General features: G+C 40.8%; 15 protein-coding genes and 1 pseudogene. 11 read left to right on the top strand and 5 right to left on the bottom strand.

From position 1 onward, the window contains the following. Positions 1 to 106 precede the first annotated feature (106 nt). Positions 107 to 1,456, top strand: a complete 1,350-nt coding sequence (locus CHY_RS09440; RefSeq protein ID WP_011344921.1) for an RsmB/NOP family class I SAM-dependent RNA methyltransferase — start codon at positions 107 to 109, stop codon at positions 1,454 to 1,456. Here CHY_RS09440 and CHY_RS09435 read toward each other — a convergent pair. Further along, on the bottom strand, positions 1,424 to 3,076 hold the full coding sequence (locus CHY_RS09435) for a diguanylate cyclase (protein ID WP_011344920.1): 1,653 nt from the start codon (positions 3,074 to 3,076) through the stop codon (positions 1,424 to 1,426). The genes CHY_RS09440 and CHY_RS09435 overlap by 33 nt on opposite strands. A 194-nt stretch (positions 3,077 to 3,270) precedes the next feature. Between CHY_RS09435 and CHY_RS09430 the strand changes: the two genes are divergently transcribed. Then, complete coding sequence (locus tag CHY_RS09430; protein ID WP_011344919.1) at positions 3,271 to 3,783, top strand: adenine phosphoribosyltransferase; 513 nt, start codon at positions 3,271 to 3,273, stop codon at positions 3,781 to 3,783. A gap of 114 nt (positions 3,784 to 3,897) precedes the next feature. Beyond that, a complete protein-coding gene (locus CHY_RS09425) occupies positions 3,898 to 4,119 on the top strand; it encodes a hypothetical protein (protein WP_011344918.1) in 222 nt (73 codons plus the stop codon). 240 nt (positions 4,120 to 4,359) lie between these two features. On the opposite strand, the pseudogene CHY_RS09420 reads toward CHY_RS09425, so the two are convergent. Further along, positions 4,360 to 4,865: pseudogene (locus CHY_RS09420) on the bottom strand (DUF6125 family protein). 157 nt (positions 4,866 to 5,022) lie between these two features. Here CHY_RS09420 and CHY_RS09415 point away from each other — a divergent pair. Beyond that, the gene (locus CHY_RS09415) at positions 5,023 to 6,993 is read left to right on the top strand and encodes a transporter substrate-binding domain-containing protein (protein ID WP_011344914.1); all 1,971 of its coding nucleotides are present in this window, start codon (positions 5,023 to 5,025) and stop codon (positions 6,991 to 6,993) included. Here CHY_RS09415 and CHY_RS09410 read toward each other — a convergent pair. From CHY_RS09410 to CHY_RS09400, 3 genes are all read right to left on the bottom strand, one after another. Beyond that, on the bottom strand, positions 6,935 to 7,864 hold the full coding sequence (locus tag CHY_RS09410; protein WP_011344913.1) for an ADP-ribosylglycohydrolase family protein: 930 nt from the start codon (positions 7,862 to 7,864) through the stop codon (positions 6,935 to 6,937). The genes CHY_RS09415 and CHY_RS09410 overlap by 59 nt on opposite strands. A gap of 12 nt (positions 7,865 to 7,876) precedes the next feature. Further along, entirely contained in the window at positions 7,877 to 9,148 is a 1,272-nt protein-coding gene (locus CHY_RS09405; RefSeq protein WP_011344912.1) for an SLC13 family permease, read from the bottom strand. Positions 9,149 to 9,246: 98 nt separating this feature from the next. Next, the gene (locus CHY_RS09400; RefSeq protein WP_011344911.1) at positions 9,247 to 10,524 is read right to left on the bottom strand and encodes an SLC13 family permease; all 1,278 of its coding nucleotides are present in this window, start codon (positions 10,522 to 10,524) and stop codon (positions 9,247 to 9,249) included. Positions 10,525 to 10,724: 200 nt separating this feature from the next. Here CHY_RS09400 and CHY_RS09395 point away from each other — a divergent pair, with 200 nt between their 5' ends. From CHY_RS09395 to glmM, 7 genes are all read left to right on the top strand, one after another. Further along, positions 10,725 to 11,435: an XdhC family protein gene (locus tag CHY_RS09395; protein ID WP_011344910.1), complete on the top strand. Its 711-nt coding sequence runs from the start codon at positions 10,725 to 10,727 to the stop codon at positions 11,433 to 11,435. 1 nt (position 11,436) lies between these two features. Beyond that, positions 11,437 to 11,763, top strand: a complete 327-nt coding sequence (locus CHY_RS09390) for an XdhC family protein (protein WP_049752096.1) — start codon at positions 11,437 to 11,439, stop codon at positions 11,761 to 11,763. An 86-nt stretch (positions 11,764 to 11,849) separates the two neighbouring features. Then, positions 11,850 to 13,151, top strand: a complete 1,302-nt coding sequence (gene uraA / locus CHY_RS09385; protein WP_011344908.1) for a uracil permease — start codon at positions 11,850 to 11,852, stop codon at positions 13,149 to 13,151. Positions 13,152 to 13,247: 96 nt separating this feature from the next. Beyond that, positions 13,248 to 14,045 carry a diadenylate cyclase CdaA gene (gene cdaA / locus CHY_RS09380; RefSeq protein WP_011344907.1) on the top strand — a complete coding sequence of 266 codons (798 nt, stop codon included), beginning with the start codon at positions 13,248 to 13,250 and terminating at the stop codon, positions 14,043 to 14,045. 3 nt (positions 14,046 to 14,048) lie between these two features. Continuing rightward, on the top strand, positions 14,049 to 14,414 hold the full coding sequence (locus CHY_RS09375) for a CdaR family protein (RefSeq protein WP_011344906.1): 366 nt from the start codon (positions 14,049 to 14,051) through the stop codon (positions 14,412 to 14,414). Positions 14,415 to 14,460: 46 nt separating this feature from the next. Continuing rightward, the gene (locus CHY_RS09370; RefSeq protein WP_011344905.1) at positions 14,461 to 16,062 is read left to right on the top strand and encodes an NAD(P)/FAD-dependent oxidoreductase; all 1,602 of its coding nucleotides are present in this window, start codon (positions 14,461 to 14,463) and stop codon (positions 16,060 to 16,062) included. Further along, positions 16,062 to 17,393, top strand: coding sequence for a phosphoglucosamine mutase (gene glmM, locus CHY_RS09365; RefSeq protein WP_011344904.1), 1,332 nt, complete (start codon positions 16,062 to 16,064; stop codon positions 17,391 to 17,393). Before CHY_RS09370 ends, glmM begins: the two co-directional genes overlap by 1 nt. The last annotated feature ends 323 nt before the right edge of the window (positions 17,394 to 17,716 follow it).

Raw genomic sequence — 17,716 nt, 5'->3', positions numbered from 1 at the left:
CAGAAAGAACATTCTGTTTATATTATACCTTAAATTAAGATTTTGGCAAGGATAAATTTTTGTGTTATTTTGAATATGTAACAGAGTTTTGTGGAGGCTGGGGCCATTGGAAGGATTTTGGGAAAAGTACCAGACTTTTTTAGGAACTGCAGCGGAAAAATTAAAAGAAGTAATTAATGCTCCTCCTTTTCGCGGTTTAAGAATTAATCCAGAAAAAATTAGCCAAGAGGATTTATACAGACGCTATGGATATTTAGAAACGGTTCCCTGGTGCCCGGAAGGTTATTATCTTTCTGAAGATATGTTTTTAGGAAAAGATCCCTGGCACTGGGCGGGGGCATTTTATTTACAAGAGCCTTCGGCAATGCTGCCGGTGGAAGTTTTGGATCCAAAGCCGGGAGATAAGGTACTGGATTTGGCTGCTGCTCCCGGGGGTAAATCGACGCAAATCCTAAGCAAATTAAAAGGGGAAGGAATTTTAGTTGCCAATGAAGTAAATTCTTCCCGGGCTAAAGTGCTAACGGAAAATTTGGAACGGTGGGGCTATGAAAATTTTTTAGTTCTAAATGAAAGTCCGCCAAATCTTGAAGAAAAGTTTGAAGCTTATTTTGATCGGATTTTAGTGGATGCTCCGTGCTCCGGTGAAGGGATGTTTAGAAAAAATCCCAAAGCTATCGATGAATGGTCCATTGAGCATGTTCTGGGGTGCAGCGTGCGCCAGAAAAAGTTATTAACCACTGCAGCAAAACTCTTAAAAGAAGGAGGGGTAATGGTTTATTCAACCTGTACCTTTAATCCCGAAGAAAACGAAAGAGTGGTGGCTTGGTTTTTAAAACAGAACCCCAACTTTGCACTGGAAAGCATTGAAATCAAAGGGGTTTCGCCGGGTGTACCGGAGTGGGCCGAAAGTAACCTGGAGTTACAGAAAACCTTTAGAATCTGGCCCTTTCAACAAAAGGGGGAAGGACATTTTGCTGCACGAATGGTTAAATTGTGTGATGACGGAAAAAAATCGCATTTACCCAAGAAAGGTAAACCAAAAAGGAAAAAGATAAATATGGAAGAGTTTAGTAAGTTTTGGCAGGAATATTTTACTGTACCCGAGCCGGAAGTGGCCTTTAAAGGAGAAAAATTACTTCTCTTGCCGCAAAATTTGCCGGATATAACCGGTCTAAAGGTGGTTTGTGCCGGCAGAGAACTTGGCGAAATAAAAAAGGGACGCTTTGTACCATCTCAGGCTTTAGCTTTTAGTTTGTTGAGTAAAAAATTTACTCGTGCTCTGGAATTGCCCGGGGAGCTGCTTCAAGCATTTATAAAAGGTGAAAGCTTTTCGGTACCGTGGTCGGAAGGCTGGTATTTAATCTGCGATGAAGGTGTAGCTCTTGGTTTTGGATACGTCAAAAAAGGGGTATTTAAAAACCGATTAGCTAAAAATCTCCGTAGTTTCGCTTTTTAGCTGGCATAAGGTTTTTATAAAGACATCCAGCAAGTCGGGGTCAAAGTGGCTGCCACTGCATTTTTTTATTTCAAGGATGGCTTCTTTGAAATTTAAAGGTTCACGGTAAGGGCGGGTTGAGGTCATGGCGTCAAAGCTATCGGCCAAAGTAATTATCCGCGCAAGTAAAGGGATATTTTTTCCCGAAAGACCGTCGGGATAACCGCTGCCATCGTATTTTTCATGGTGGTGGTAAATTATTGGAATCAAAGGTTTTAAAAAAGATATGGGCTTTAATATTTCGGCGCCGATAACTGGATGTTTTTTAATTGCACCTGATTCTAAAAGGTTTAGAGGTCCCGGTTTATTGATAATTGCTTCATCAATCCAGATTTTACCCACATCGTGTAAAAGTCCTGCTAAATAAATAATTTTGAGGCTTTCCTGGTCAAGGTTTAAGTTTTTGGCCACATGGTAAGACAAGATGCTTACCTGACGGGAATGTTCTAAAGTATAGTGGTCTTTAAAGTCAATTAAGGATAATAAAACTTTTAACGTTTTAAATAAGGTTTTTTCCGCCTGGTTAAAATCGGAAAGTATTTCTTCTTCTATAGCAATGTGGTTTAAAATGTTAAAGCGGCTTCTTTTAATCTGGTACATGGCTTTATCGGCAAGATCCAAAACCATTTGCGGGGTCGGAGCAATCCCTAAAGTTGAAGCTCCTACCGAGGCTCTAATAAAACCGCGAAAACGATTTTTCTCAATAACATAAGTATATTGTTTGATTTTTTCTGATATTCTTTGGGCTACGTTTAAAGCAGTTTGGTAGTCAGTTGCTGGAAGTAAAACGGCAAACTCATCACCACCGTAGCGAAAAACAAGGTCGTTTTTGCGTACGGAACTTTTTATGATTTTTGCGGTGGTTTTAATGATTTGGTCACCGGCTCTGTGGCCAAACATGTCATTAAACTTTTTAAAATTGTCCAGGTCGATCATGATAACAGAAAGTGGAAGCTTTGTTTGGTCTTCGGCTATTTTTAAAAGGCATTCCTGCAGGTAACGGTAATTATAAACGCCGGTTAAGAAATCTTGATATATACCTTTTTCCAGCCGGTATAAGAGCTGTAGATTTTCTATGACGTAAGCCGTATGATTTGCAAAAAATGTCAAAAGTTCTAAGTCTTCAATGGTAAAAAACTCTTTTTCTTTATGAAATACTATAATTACACCCAAAGTTTTAGACTTTCCGACCATAGGAGCTGCAATAGCACTTTTGTGACCGTAGTAGTTAACTATTTCTTTGTTGGTAAGGGGAGAAGTGGTGGTATCGTTTATTAAAACAGGGTGTTTTTCCTTAAAAACATAAATACTGAGCCCCTGGTTTTCATTGATGTTTTCCGGAAGTGGTTTAGCGGCAGATGAATAATGGGACTTTAGTTCAAATTCATATTTGGGGTTTTTGGGGATGACAATATTACATCCTAAGGCCTGCCATAAATCTTTAAGGTAAAAACATACTTCCCTTAAGATGTCATCGGGGTCTTTAAATTTTGCCAGTAGCTGATGAAATTCGGTTACCTTTTGCAGAGGGTTTTTAAGATTGTTAACTCTAATATAGGCAGGTATAGGATTATTTAACATAATTATCCTCCCGCTTGTACTTTATATTGAGTATTTCTACATAAGATGGTAAAATCCTTTTTTATTTGCAAAAATTGTGAAAATGTATACATTGGTTTTTATTTAAAAAAGGCGAAAACTATCTTGTAAAACAACTAAAGATATCCTAATATACAAGAGGTATTACTTTAATTTAACTTTGACGGAGGTAAAGTATGGACCTGAAAAAATACATTTATGATATTCCGGATTTTCCAAGTCCGGGGATTATCTTTCGGGATATTACTCCATTGCTGCAAAATCCCGAAACTTTTCGCCGAACCGTAGAATTATTGGCCGAAAAGGTAGTAGATTTAAGGCCTACCCACGTGGTAGCGATTGAGTCCCGGGGATTTATGTTTGGGGCTCCTTTAGCTTATAAGCTGGGACTTGGTTTTGTACCGGTGCGCAAGGAAGGAAAGTTGCCCCGGGAAAGTATTAGTGTTTCCTATGATTTGGAGTACGGAAACAATACTCTGGAAATTCATACCGATGCGTTAAAACCGGGGGATCGAGTGGTAATTGTTGATGACGTCTTAGCTACCGGCGGTACGATGAAAGCTACCGTGGAGCTTTGTGAACGATTAGGAGCCAAGGTAGAAGCCCTTTTGTTTGTAATTGAACTTTTAGCTCTCGAAGGGCGGAAAAAACTTACCGGGAAAAAGGTAATCTCGCTTGTTCAATATTAGGCTCTTATCTCTTGGAAGGGATTTTGCGGGGAGTGAGTAAATATGAAAATTATTGTTTACGGAACACGGAAACGGGAGTGCTACAGTTGAGGAACGCTTCCAACTCAGGAAGAGTTGGTAAAGTTTTTAAAGCCAAGCCTGGAACGCCGCTTCGGTGGCAGAGTAAGCATCCAGTTTGTAGACGTTGAAGGAGAATTACCTCAAGAAGTAAAGGAAAAAATGAGAGAATACCCTTTGCCCCTGGTGTACTTTGACGATGTATTTAAATTTGCAGGTACTTTAAATTACTCGGTGCTGGCAAGACACCTGGGAGAAGTGGGAATAAGAGAAGAATAACCGGGCACAGAAAGGCCCGGTTTTCTTTTGCAAGAAATTTGCATATCTCTTGTAAAGTTTATATTAAGTATGTTAGAGAAATGTAAAAATACCGGATGAAGTCTTGAATTAATCTTTTCCATTATTAAAATATTAAAACGGAGGTGATAATGTTATGAAAAAAGATTTATTAAAGGGTTTATTCTGGTATGAAACTTACGTAAAAATGATTACTGGCAACAAAAATAAAGGCCAAAAAAATTAATCTTCAACCCAAAATTCCCAGGCGCAGTAAAAATCGTCTGGATGCTCGTCCGGCGGGCAGGCCAGGCACCGGGTTTTAATCCGGGAATCAATGGTTTGAGCAAACCCGGAATATTCGGTTATCCCCACCGGCTTACAGGGAAAGTCTGGAAGATTTTTACGCTTGCGTGCTCCTGGACCCGACAGGTTTTCATCTTGTAAATTAATTTGTTGCCTTCTCTGGAGATTTCCTGCTGGTTTAAAAAGCCATACAGACGAAAACGAAGGGCAACTTCTAAAGCTGCAAGGCCTCCGTTTTGCGGAAGTTTTAAAAAATCTTTAATTCGTTTGGCCTCGATGACTGTAAACTGGGCCCAGGCAGCTTCATCGAGCTCGATGGCTTTTTCCAGACCAAAATTTTTTTCCATCTCCAAAAACCAAAGGCCATCGTGAGCTAGCCATCTCTTGGCAAAATCCTCTAAAAGCTTTAAGGCCTGCTCTTTAGTTAAGTCTTGAGGTTTCATCAAACCCCCTCCTTAAAGTTGTAAAAATTCGAAATATTCCCCCTACTTTGTTATTCGCTTTTTTATAAAAAAATCCTTTATAGTTATTTTTTTTTATTTAAGATTAAAAGGAATTGTTACAACTTTTGTCGAATATTACTCGCTTGAGGTGGGAATTTTGTCGAAAAAAGGCGTTAGGGTGATTTTTGGTATTATACTATTTATCGCATCTTTTTTAGTATTAGCAGCTAACCCGGCATTAGCTCGAGAGAAGGTTATCGTTGTTGGTGATAACGATTATCCCCCTTTATGCTATCTTGATGGTAACAATAATCCTGCGGGGTTTGATGTTGATTTAATTGTTGCAGTTGCCCGCAAGGCAGGAATTGACATAGAAATTAAGCTTTTACCCTGGGCTGAAGCCCGGAAAATGGTTGAAGATGGTAAGGCCGATGTCCTTTTGGGGGTAAATTATACCCGAACCCGGGCCAAGTTGTATGACTTTACCGAGGCGTATCTGGAAAACCGTCAGGTAATTTTTGTTAGAAGCGATAACTATGTGGTAAAAAGCTTTGACGATTTACGGAACCTGAAGGTGGGTGTCCAAAGGGCGGATGTCGCTTTAGACTTTATAGGTGATTATCCGGATATTACTCTGGAGTATTTTGAAAACCAGCAACAAGCTCTTAAAGCCCTCGGACAGAATGAAGTTGATGCTGTAATTGGAAATTATTATACAGGTCTTTACTGGCTGCAAAAACTAAATCTCGAAAATAAAATCAAAGTTGTGGGTATACCCCTTTCGATTACCAGGTACGGTTTGGGGGTTAAAAAAGGGCAAAACCAGGAGCTATTAAAAAAGTTAAATGGAGCTATCGTTAAATTAAAAACTACCGGAGAGCTTGATAGTCTTAAAACCAAGTGGTTTGGGGAATCTCCTTACGAGAAAAGATTATATTTTAACCGGATTCGTACTTATGTTATCGTGGGAATATTTATTTTTACCACAATCCTGCTGTTTATTTTATGGTTAAACCGTCTTTTACAGCAAAAAGTAGAAAGGGCTACCTACGAGTTAAATTTAGCTTACCGTGAGCTGGCCGCTCAAAAAGATTTAATGGACAAAATGTTAGAACATGAATTAAACGGTATTATAACTTTGGATGAAAATCGTATAATAAAAAGAATAAACAACAGCGCCTTAAGGATTTTAGGAATTACCGATAAACAGCTGGAAGGAAAACATTTTTCTTTTACACCGCTTAAAGATTATTTTCCTGAGCCTTTTTTGGAGCGAGCCTACCGGGGACAGACCTGTTCCCTTAATGAATATCGGGTGGTTGTAGAGGGACAGACAAAATTTTTAAGCATAAACTTTATAAGCATTCCTTCAATTAGGGCGGTATTAATTAACTTTAGAGATGTGACCGAAGAAAAAAAGAGCCTTGAGTTAATGATCAACCGGGATAAATTAATAACCGTTGGTCAGCTGGTAGCGGGTTTTGTTCACGAAATAAAAAATCCTCTTTTTACGGTAAAAAGCTATTTAGAGCTGTTGCCGCTTAAGGCAAATGACCCTGCTTTCCGGGAAGAAGTTATTAATATATTAAAAAATGAATTGGACAACGTACAAAAATTAATTAATGATTTACTTAATTACGCGCGCCCGCAAAACTCGAAAAAAGAGATAGTTGTTTTAGAAGAAGTAATTGCTCCTTTATTGAATTTATTAGAACCGCAGTTTATTGCCAAACAAATAACAGTATTTAAAGAAAACTTGGGTTTTGCGGTTTATGCTGATCCCATGCAGTTAAGGCATGTTTTTATGAACCTTTTACTAAATGCAATTGATGCTATCCAAGATAAAGGGGAAATAAAAATTAAAGCCGCGGAGTACGGGGATAAAATAAAAATTGAGGTGCAAGATACCGGAATAGGTATCCCACCTCAGTACTTAAATCAAATTTTCAACCTCTTCTTTACCTCTAAAAAGGATGGCAACGGTATAGGACTTGCCATCTGCCAGAAATTAATTCAGGAAAATGGGGGCAGTATTTTAGTCGATAGTACTCCGGGCGCGGGTACGACCTTTACCATTTTTTTACCCAAAGGAGTTCCCCTAACTGTTCAAGATGAGAAGGTTGGGTAAGCTTTTTTAATAACTCTTCCGGGAGTTTCGCCCGGCCGTAATAAATACCGGCCAGGGCACCGGCAAGGGCGGCACGACTGTCGGCATCGCCGCCTAAGTTGGCGGATTTAACGATTATGTCCAGGGGATTATCTTCGGCAAGGAAAATGTAGACCGCTGCTTCGACGGTATCTGTGACAAAACCCCCGGTTTTTAAGTCACAGGCGTTTAGATATGATAAACGGTATAATCTCTCCCGGGAAGCTCTGGCTTGAGCCAGAGTTTCTCTTTTTAGATAAAAGTCTGATTTTTTTAGGGCTTCTTCATATGCTTTTAAACGGTTTTTAGTTTGTAAAAGCTCTTTTAGAAAAAAGCCGCAAAAAACTGCCAGATAATCGGTCACAGGATGGGGATGGGTAAGTCTTGACAGGATTAAAGCATATTGCCGGTAAATTTCATCGTCACCATAAAAAAGGGCTGTAGGTATTATACGAGGTAAACTGCCGTTTCCACAAAGCCTTTCTCCCAGTTTGCTAATTAAATAATTTTCAATTTTTTCCAAATCAGCACCAAAGATGCCGTAAGCTTCCAGGGAGGTTCTGGTAGCAATACCGTATAATTCGGGACGTTTGGAAATTTCTTTTTGCAGTTCTTCCAATAAGTAAGGAAAAGGATTTTCCGGATCTTGCAAGATTGCTTCGGCGGTTTTAGTTAAAATTGTGGTTTCATCGGATCCTTCTCCGGGAGGGAGGTTAAAAGGGCCGCCGCCGGCTATGTCCTGAAAGACGCCGTATTTGTTTCTAATTTCTTTTTCTTCCATATTTTCTAAAGTAACTCCCAAGGCATCCCCCAAATAAAAGCCAAGAAGACAACCGGTATATTTTTCTTTCATAAAACCTCTCCCTTACATAAAATAAAACAAAGTTAGATAAACCATGGAGATTATTATTGATAATAGCATCAGAGGGAAACCGTAAACAAAATACCTTCCATAACTTATAGGATAACCTTCTTTTTCGGCAATTCCGGCAACAATAACGTTGGCCGAAGCACCGATAATCGTACCGTTACCGCCAAGACAGGCTCCTAAGGCTAAAGACCACCAGAAGCTTTCCATTACTTCCGGGGAAAAAGCCGCAAGATTACCCATGGTTTTGATTAAAGGTATCATGGTGGCGACAAAAGGAATATTATCGATAAACGCTGAAGCTATGGCTGAAACCCAGAGGATAAACACTCCGGTTAAATAAACATTTCCCTTGGTTAATTCTAATCCCCAGACAGCAATTTTATGGATAACTCCGGTTTCTTCTAAAGCTCCAACCATGATAAAAAGCCCTAAAAAGAAAAAGATAGTGGGCCATTCTACCCCTAAAAGGACGTGTTCAATATCCTTACCGGAAATTGCCAGAAAAACCATGGCCATAAAAAGGGCGACGGTAGCCGATTCTAAGTGAAATAGTTGATGAAGACTAAAACCTAAAATTGTAAGGGCAATGATAATTAAACTCTTTTTTAATAAAAGATAATCGGTAATTTTGTCTTTAGGATCTAAAGCTAAAAGATTTTGTTTTAATTTATCGTCCACCGCAAAACTTTTTCTAAACAAAAAGTAAAAAATAGTAGAAGTTACTATAAGTATTACCAAAACAACCGGGCTAAGGTTAATTAAGAAATCAATAAAGCCAAGATGGGTTTGGCTTCCGATCATAATATTGGGAGGGTCCCCAATTAACGTTGCCGTTCCGCCGATATTGCTCATTAAAATTTGGTTAATTAAAAACGGGTAAGGAGAAATATTAAGGGCCCGGGTTATGGTTAAGGCTACCGGCACAATCAGTAAAACCGTAGTTACATTATCTAAAATTGCCGATAAAAAAGCGGTGATTAAACCCAGAACAATTAGAAGCGCTATAGGATTGGCCCGGGTGAGATGAACCGCTTTTAGGGCTAAATACTCGAATAATCCGGAGTGCTTGGTCAGATCGACGATAATCATCATGCCTAAGAGAAGGCCTAAAGTATTCCAGTCGATGTAGTGGATTGCTTCTTCCTGGGTTAAGGTGCCGGTAATTAAAATCACGGTTCCGCCTAAAAGGGCGATGGCAGTTCGGTTTATTTTTTCGGTAATGATAAATAAGTAACTAACTAAGAAAACAGCAATTGCAATAAACATTAGACACCTCCGGGCTTTTTATTTTTTATCTTACCATTTATTAAAGAAAAGTATCAAATTTAATACAAAAGCCGCGCAAAAGCGCGGCTTAAATGGTTTTAAAAATAAAACAGGAGAAGATAGCCCATGGAAATCACTATCGAAACCAGCATTAAAGGAAAGGCTATTTTCATAAAACCCATAAACGAAATCGGATAGCCGTTTTTCTCAGCTAAACCCGCCACAATCACGTTAGCTGAAGCGCCAATTATCGTACCGTTGCCGCCCAGGCAGGCGCCTAAAGATAAGGCCCACCACAGCGGCTCCAAAGCCTGTGGTGTCATGCCGGCTAAAGCACCCATCTTCTGAATTAACGGAATCATCGTGGCCACAAAGGGGATGTTATCGACAAATGCCGAAGCTATGGCCGAAAGCCAGAGAATTAACATCCCGGTTAAAGTGAAATTACCTTTGGTGGCTTCCAGGCTCCAGCGGGCTACCCGGTCGATAACTCCCGTTTCCACAAGGCCTCCTACCACGATAAATAAACCCAGGAAAAAAAAGATGGAAGGCCATTCCACGGTTAAAAGCACTTCCTCCGGCTCGTCCCGGGTGATGGTTAATAAAAGCGCTGCACCAAATAAGGCGATGGTGGCCGATTCTAAACCAAGTGTACCGTGCAAAATAAAGCCAAGAATGACGAGGCCTAAGACAAAAAGGCTTTTCTTTAAGAGGGCAAAATCTTTAATTTCGTCAATTTCATTTAAATCAAGTAACTTCTTTTTTAATTCTGCTGACACATTAAAATCTTTACGATAAATTAAATAAAAAAGAAACATAGTTGCAATATGGATTATTGCTACGACTGGAGTTAAATTCTTAAGAAAATCTAAAAAGTCCAAGTGAGTTTGGCTGCCAATCATAATGTTGGGCGGGTCACCGATTAAAGTGGCGGTACCGCCGATGTTACTGGCTAACACCTGGGAAATAAGAAAGGGAATAGGATTTATCCCCAGCCGGTCAGTTATATTGAAGGTTACCGGAACAATCAGTAAAACTGTTGTAACGTTATCTAAAAATGCCGATAAAAAGGCGGTAACGGTAGCCAGAGCTATTAAAATATAAACTGGCTCCCCTTTGGCCCATTTAACCGCTTTTACCGCCAGGTACTGAAAGACTCCTGTTTTTTTGGTAATGCCGACAATAATCATCATGCCAATTAAGAGACCCAGGGTATTCCAGTCGATGTGGTGGATTGCTTTTTCTTGAGAGACAATTCCAAGAATAATTAATAAAGTACCGCCTAAAAGTGCGGCAATGGCCCGGTGAAGCTTTTCGGAAATAATTAAGGCATAGGTCCCCAAAAAGATGGTAAGGGCAATTAGCGATTGACCCATTTCCTTCTCCCCCTTTTAGTGAATCACAAGCCGTAATTGTCACCATAAATTCATCTTAAAACATAATAAACCCTTTGTAAATGTTTGATAATTTAAAAACTTATTGTTTATAAAAAAGTATCTTTTTCAGAATGTGCCGATGGTTTAATATATTAGGTAAAGAACTCTAAATTATAAAAGTTCACAAAAGAGGAGTTACTATGTTGTTTAAAGTAATAGCAGAAAATTTAGCTAAAGGGAAAAAATGTTTTCTGATCTCCCGTTTATTTTCCGAAGATAAGCTTCTTTTAGCTGAAAACGGAGAACTTCTTTTTGCCACTTCCGATAAAGCGTTGGAGCTTAAAAAATATTACACTGGAGGAATTAACGAACCGGTATATTTAACGAAGGAACAAATTTTTGTTGAACCTATTATTCCGCAAAGAAAGCTTCTTGTCCTTGGAGCAGGTCATGTAGCTCGACCTTTGGTTACTTTTGCCCGGGAACTGGGCTTTCATATCACCCTTTACGATGACCGTCCAACCTTTGCCACAAGGCAAAATATTCCGGGGGCCGATGAGTACGTATGCGATAGTTTTGAACGGGTTTTAGAACATGTTAAACCTGCGGAAAATTTAGCAGTGGTAGTAGTTACCCGGGGGCACCAGCATGACCTTACCTGCGTGGAGCAGTTTTTACCTTATAACCTGGCCTATCTTGGAATGATTGGTAGCAGGACTAAAGTAAAAGCTGTGTTTAAAGCTTTAAAAGAAAAAGGCTTTACTGAGGAAGATTTAAAAAAGATTTACGCTCCTATTGGCTTAGATCTTGGAGGAAAGGAACCGGCTGAAGTAGCCTTGGCTATCATTGCTGAAATACAGGCAGTTTATTACCATAAAACTCCAAAACATCGTAAACTCTCGGAGGTTTGATATGGAGACCTTGAATTATGAGTTTTTACGGGAAATAAATAAAATCCTTGAGGAACAACCCGGGGTGTTGGCCACGATAATTGCAACCCATGGTTCAACTCCAAGAAAACCCGGAGCCCGCATGTTGGTTTTGCGAGATGGTACTACCATCGGCTCCATCGGGGGCGGGTGCGTGGAAGCGGAAGTAAAAAGGGAAGCCCTAACTCTTTTTGATAATCCGCAAAAAAAGTATGCTTTGGTAAAAAGCCAATTAACAGACTTTTTAGCGGGAGAAGAGGGGATGATCTGCGGAGGAAGTCTTGAGGTTTATTTAGAACTTTTAACTTGAAACCTGAAAATTTTGGCGATTATTGTTACAATTTTAAGTAGTATGATAGAATAAAAAAAATTAATTTTTTTGGAAAGGGTGAAAAGATGGCAAGACGAATAATCCAGGTAGAAGAAAAGCTACCTCTGTTGGAAACGTTGCCGCTTAGTTTCCAACATCTTATGGCAATGTTTGGGGCGACGGTTTTAGTACCGCTCCTGTTTAAAATTGATCCAGCAATTGCTTTATTAATGAACGGTATTGGAACATTGCTTTACACCTATATTACCCGGGGTGGAATTCCTGCTTATCTTGGTTCCAGCTTTGCCTTCATTGCTCCTACCTTACTTATCATGTCTAAATGGGGTTATCCTGTTGCCCAGTCTGGTTTTATCTTTTTTGGTTTATTCTTCATTGTGGTTTCCGGAATTATTTACATAGCAGGTACCAAATGGATTGATATAGTGTTACCACCTCCGGTGATGGGGGCCGTAGTTGCGGTAATTGGTCTGGAGTTAGCACCGGTAGCGGCCCAAATGGCGGGAATTGCTCCCAGCGGACAAAATTGGACAATGAATCCTAAAGTAGTCATGGTTTCCATGTTTACCCTTTTGGTTGCAATAATTGGGTCAGTAGTTTTCCGGGGTTTTTTGCAGATTATTCCGGTTTTAATTGCCATTATAGCCGGATATTTTTTTGCCTGGACTCAGGGGATGGTAGATTTTTCACTGGTGGCTAAAGCTCCCTGGTTTAAAATACCAACCTTTAGTACACCTCAGTTTAATTTAAATGCCATAATAGTCATGGCGCCGGCAGCTCTTGTAGTATTGGCAGAACATATTGGTCATTTAATAGTTACTGGAAATATCGTGGAGCGGGATCTGGTGAAAAAACCGGGTCTTCATTTATCCCTTTTTGCCGATGGTGTAACTAACGTAATTTCCGGTTTTACCGGTTCTCCTCCCAACACTACCTATGGCGAAAACATTGGGGTAATGGCTATTACCAGGGTTTATTCGGTATGGGTAATTAGAGGGGCTGCAGTATTAGCTATTATCCTCTCGTTAATTGGTAAACTTGCTGCAGCAATCCAAACCATTCCCCGGCCGGTGATGGGCGGAATAAGTCTTTTACTGTTTGGAGTTATAGCTGTTTCAGGTATTCGGATGCTAATTGAGCAAATGGTTGATTATGGAAAAAATGTCAATTTGGTTTTATCGGCAGTAGTTTTTATTGTAGGAGTGAGTGGAGCTAAAGTAACTTTAGGAACGGTTGAAATAAAAGGCATGGCTTTAGCTGCAGTAGTAGGTGTGATCTTGAGCTTAATTATTCACGGTTTAAATTATTTAGGGTTATTAAATGAGAATCTTACCGTTTCAGAAAATCTTGTTCGCAAAAATGAATCTTGATTAAACCGGCATTAAATTTTATGCCGGTTTTCTTACTTTTTTAGGAGAAAAATGTTAAAATAACGTATGTAGTAGCAAAATACAGGGAGAAGTTTTATGGGCATAAAAGAGGTTATTCCTTATTTTTTGACAACTCTGTTAGATATTGCTATAGTTTCCTTTGTTATTTACAAACTTTTGGTTTTAATTCGGGGAAGTCGGGCCGAATCCCTGTTAAAAGGGGTTGTGATTTTACTTTTAGCGAACGCTTTAGCAAAAGCCTTGGGGTTAAACACTGTAAGCTGGCTTTTGAAACAGTCAATGACTTTTTTAGCGGTGGCCCTGCCCATTGTTTTTCAACCGGAACTGCGCCGGGCTTTAGAACAGCTTGGCCGGGGCTCTCTTTTTAAAACTACCCTTACCGAAACCGATGAAAAGCAGTTAAGGCATAATATTGAAATATTAACCGGTGCCGCGTTAAAGCTTTCCGAACAAAAAATCGGGGCACTTATCGTGGTGGAGAAAAATACCGGTTTAAATGAATACATAGAAACGGGAATCAGGATAGATGCCGAACTTTCGGCGGAGCTTTTAATTAATATCTTTATTCCTAAGTCACCTCTTCATGATGGGGCGGTGATTATTCGTAATGGCCGGATAGCCGCTGCTGCATGTTTTTTACCGTTGTCCCATAATGATTTTTCTTTAAAAAATCTCGGTACCCGTCACCGGGCTGGATTGGGCCTTTCCGAAGAGACCGATGCAGTGGTGTTAATTGTATCGGAAGAAACGGGAGTAATCTCCTTGGCGGTGGAGGGGAAACTTTACCGGTATTTAAGCCGCGATGAACTTCAACGAAAACTTATTGAAAATCTTTTATTTTACCGGGAAAGCGCAAAAAAATGGAGGTTTTAAAACTTGCGGGAAAATTTAATTTTAAAAGTAACATCGGTATTTTTGGCGGTTCTCTTATGGTTTTACGTAGCAAACGAAAAAAATAATTTTGTTCAGTTTTACAAGAAAGAAGTTAAAGTAACGCCGGTAATTACCGGCAAACCGGCTCCGGGGTACCAAATTGTACGGACGAAAATAACTCCCCCCAAGATACAGGTTTCCGGCTGGATTCCATCGGGGGTTTTGCAGGATACGGTATTTACGGAAGAAATTAATATAAATGGGGCCAGAAAAAGCAAAAAGGTTACAGTTTCCCTTATTCGGGAAGATGGAGTATATTATAGCACTGATAGGGTCGAAGTATACATTGAAATTGACAAGAAAAAATAAAATATCTATAATTTCATTGATATTGGCAACCTAAAAGGTGACGATAATGCTTTTTAAAATAAGTAATTTAAGGTTAAGAATCGAAGACGATGAAGCAAAATTAAAAACCGAACTGTGCCGAAAATACGGTTTGAGGGAAGATAAGGTAATATCCCTGAAAATAATTAAAAAAGCCGTTGATGCTCGTAGAAAAGAGCGGCTTTTTTTTGTGTATACGGTTTTGGTGGATCTTGCTATTTCTCAGGAAAAGGCGAAAAGACTCTTAGAGGACCAATATGTGTCCCTACCGGAACCGGAAGTGGAAGATTTTCATAAGCTAAATGTAGCTTTAAACCAACCGGTAGTGGTGGTGGGGGCAGGTCCGGCAGGCCTTTTTGCGGCTTTGTCTTTAGCAAAAGCTGGCTTTCCGGTTTTACTGCTGGAAAGAGGGAAGCCTGTAGCCGAACGGGTAGAGGATGTGCGGGAGTTCTGGCAAAACGGGAACCTTAATCCCGAGTCCAATGTGCAGTTTGGGGAAGGCGGAGCGGGGACTTTTTCCGATGGCAAACTTACTACCCGCACCCACGACCGGAGGATTGCTTTAGTCTATAAATGGCTTTTGGCTGCCGGAGCTCCCGAAGAGATTTTTTATCTTGCCAAACCTCATATAGGTACCGACCGCCTGCGGGAGGTTGTAGTTAATTTAAGGAAGGAAATAATCCAATTAGGTGGGATGGTTCGCTTTTCGGCTAAAGTCACGGGATTATTGGTGGAAAAAGGGAAAGTTGTAGGTGTTGTAGTAAACGGCCGGGAAGAGTGCCGGGCAGCGGCGGTAGTTTTAGCCATAGGCCATTCGGCCCGGGACAGTTTTTCCATGTTATTAAATGCAGGTATTATGATAGAGCCTAAGCCTTTTGCTATAGGACTAAGAATTGAACATCCGCAAACCCTAATTGATAAAGCTCAATATGGCCGGTATGCCGGGCATCCCAAGTTAGGGGCTGCCGAGTACCAGCTTGTCTATAAAAACAAGGAAATGGGGCGGGCTACTTTTAGCTTCTGTATGTGTCCTGGCGGGGTGGTGGTTGGAGCTTCCTCTGAGGAAGGCGGTGTGGTTACTAACGGAATGAGCTATTACCGCCGGAACGGGAAATTTGCCAACAGCGCCCTGGCGGTATCGGTAAATCCCGAGGATTTTTACGAAGGGCCTTTGGGTGGAGTTAAATTCCAAAGGAAGATTGAGCAAAAAGCCTATAAAATTGGCGGCGAAAACTACCATGCGCCGGCGCAACGGGCTGTGGATTTTCTCTCGGGGAAAATAAGTAGTTTTGAAGAAGTAGCCAATGCTACTTATAAACCGGGAGTTGTAGCTTCCGATTTAAACGATCTCTTTCCCGAATACGTAAATCAAATGCTAAAAGAAGGCCTGATGGATTTTAATCGGAAAATACCGGGCTTTATTGAAAAAGGAATATTAACGGGGCCGGAAACTCGAACTTCTTCACCTGTGCGGATTACGCGGGACGAAAAGGGGATGGCTTTAGGTTTTTTGGGACTTTTTCCTGCCGGAGAAGGAGCCGGCTATGCCGGCGGAATAGTAAGTGCTGCAGTAGACGGGATAAGAGCGGCGGAAGCGGTTATAAAATACCTGACAAAGGAGGAAGGATAATGGGTAAGCTTTTTGGTACCGATGGGGTGCGGGGTGTTGCTAACCGCGATTTAACTCCCGAACTGGCTTATAAACTCGGTAGAGCTGCAGCCTATGTGTTAAAGAAAAAATATAATGGACAGGGAATAGTGGTAGGGAAGGACACCCGCATTTCCGGAGACATGTTGGAAACAGCCTTGGCTGCCGGAATTCTTTCCGTTGGCCTTAATGTTTTAAGAGTTGGGGTTATGCCTACCCCGGCTATTGCTTATTTAACCCGGGAATTAAAAGCTACTGCCGGGGCAGTAATTTCTGCTTCGCACAATCCCATGGAAGATAACGGTATTAAATTCTTTAGCGGTTCGGGTTTTAAACTTCCCGATGAAGTGGAAGAAGAAATTGAAAAGTATGTTTTAGGAGAAAAGGAAATACCCATCCGGCCAATTGGTGCAGAAATAGGCAGGGTACGGGAAATTTCCGATGCGGTATTACTTTATAAATCTTTTGCTAAAAATACGGTAGAACTTCCCTTTAGCGGCCTTAGGGTAGTGGTGGATTGTGCCAACGGAGCTGCTTCATACGTTGCTCCCAAAATTTATGAAGAACTTGGGGCGGAGGTTATTCCTATTTTCAACACTCCCGATGGTACCAATATTAATGCTAACTGCGGTTCGACCCACCCGGAAGCTTTAATGCGGGCGGTGGTGGAGGAAGGGGCCCATCTGGGTCTTGCCCATGATGGTGATGCTGACCGGGTGCTGGCGGTGGATGAAAAGGGGAATTTAGTTGACGGCGATCAGATTATGGTGATTATTGGTAAGTACTTAAAGAAAAAGGGTTTATTAAAAAATAACCGGATAGTGGTAACGGTAATGAGCAATTTGGGGTTGAAAAAAGCTTTTGCCCGGGAGGGTATTGAAGTTTTAGAGACGAAAGTTGGTGATAGGTACGTTTTAGAAGAAATGTTAAAAAATGGAGCGATTATCGGTGGCGAACAGTCCGGGCACATTATCCTTTTAGACCATAATACCACCGGTGATGGAATTATTACCGCTTTACAGCTAATGCAGGTAATAGTGGCTGAAGGGAAAAAGCTATCGGAACTTGCTCAGGAAATGCCCAAATTCCCGCAGGTCTTAAAAAACGTGCGGGTTTTGGATAAAGAAAAGATTATGGCATCAGAGGAACTTGCCAAAGCCATTGCCCGGGGTGAAAAAAAGCTCGGGGAAGGAAGGATTTTGGTTCGACCTTCGGGAACCGAGCCACTAATTCGGGTTATGGCGGAAGGAGCTGATGCAAAACTTACCGAGGAGGTGGTGGATGAGATTATAGCGGTTATCGAAAAATTATAGGCATTTATTACCTTAAAGCGCCGGGACCCCTTTTGGGGTTGACGAGGTGGAGGTTTATCGAGGTATCGGCGGATGCCTCCCGGCTTTTCGCGGCCGTTAAAGGCGTCGGACAAAACCGAAGAGCAATCTTCGGGACAAAGGGCGCCGGGCGAATAAAAGTGGTCGGTGGTTGGTCGTCTGTGGTGGGTAAAATCTTTAGTTACTTTCTGACTTCTTACCACTAACCACCGATAAATTGTGGCGGTTTTAGCTGTAGAAATCTTTTAGTTGACTGAAGTCGACCATACATTAACAGTGGTTGGTAGTCGGTGGTCAGTTGTCTG

The organism is Carboxydothermus hydrogenoformans Z-2901 (assembly GCF_000012865.1).
GTDB lineage: Bacteria > Bacillota > Z-2901 > Carboxydothermales > Carboxydothermaceae > Carboxydothermus > Carboxydothermus hydrogenoformans.
Note: the sequence above shows the minus strand (reverse complement) of the source record. Positions and strands in the feature narration are given on the sequence as shown.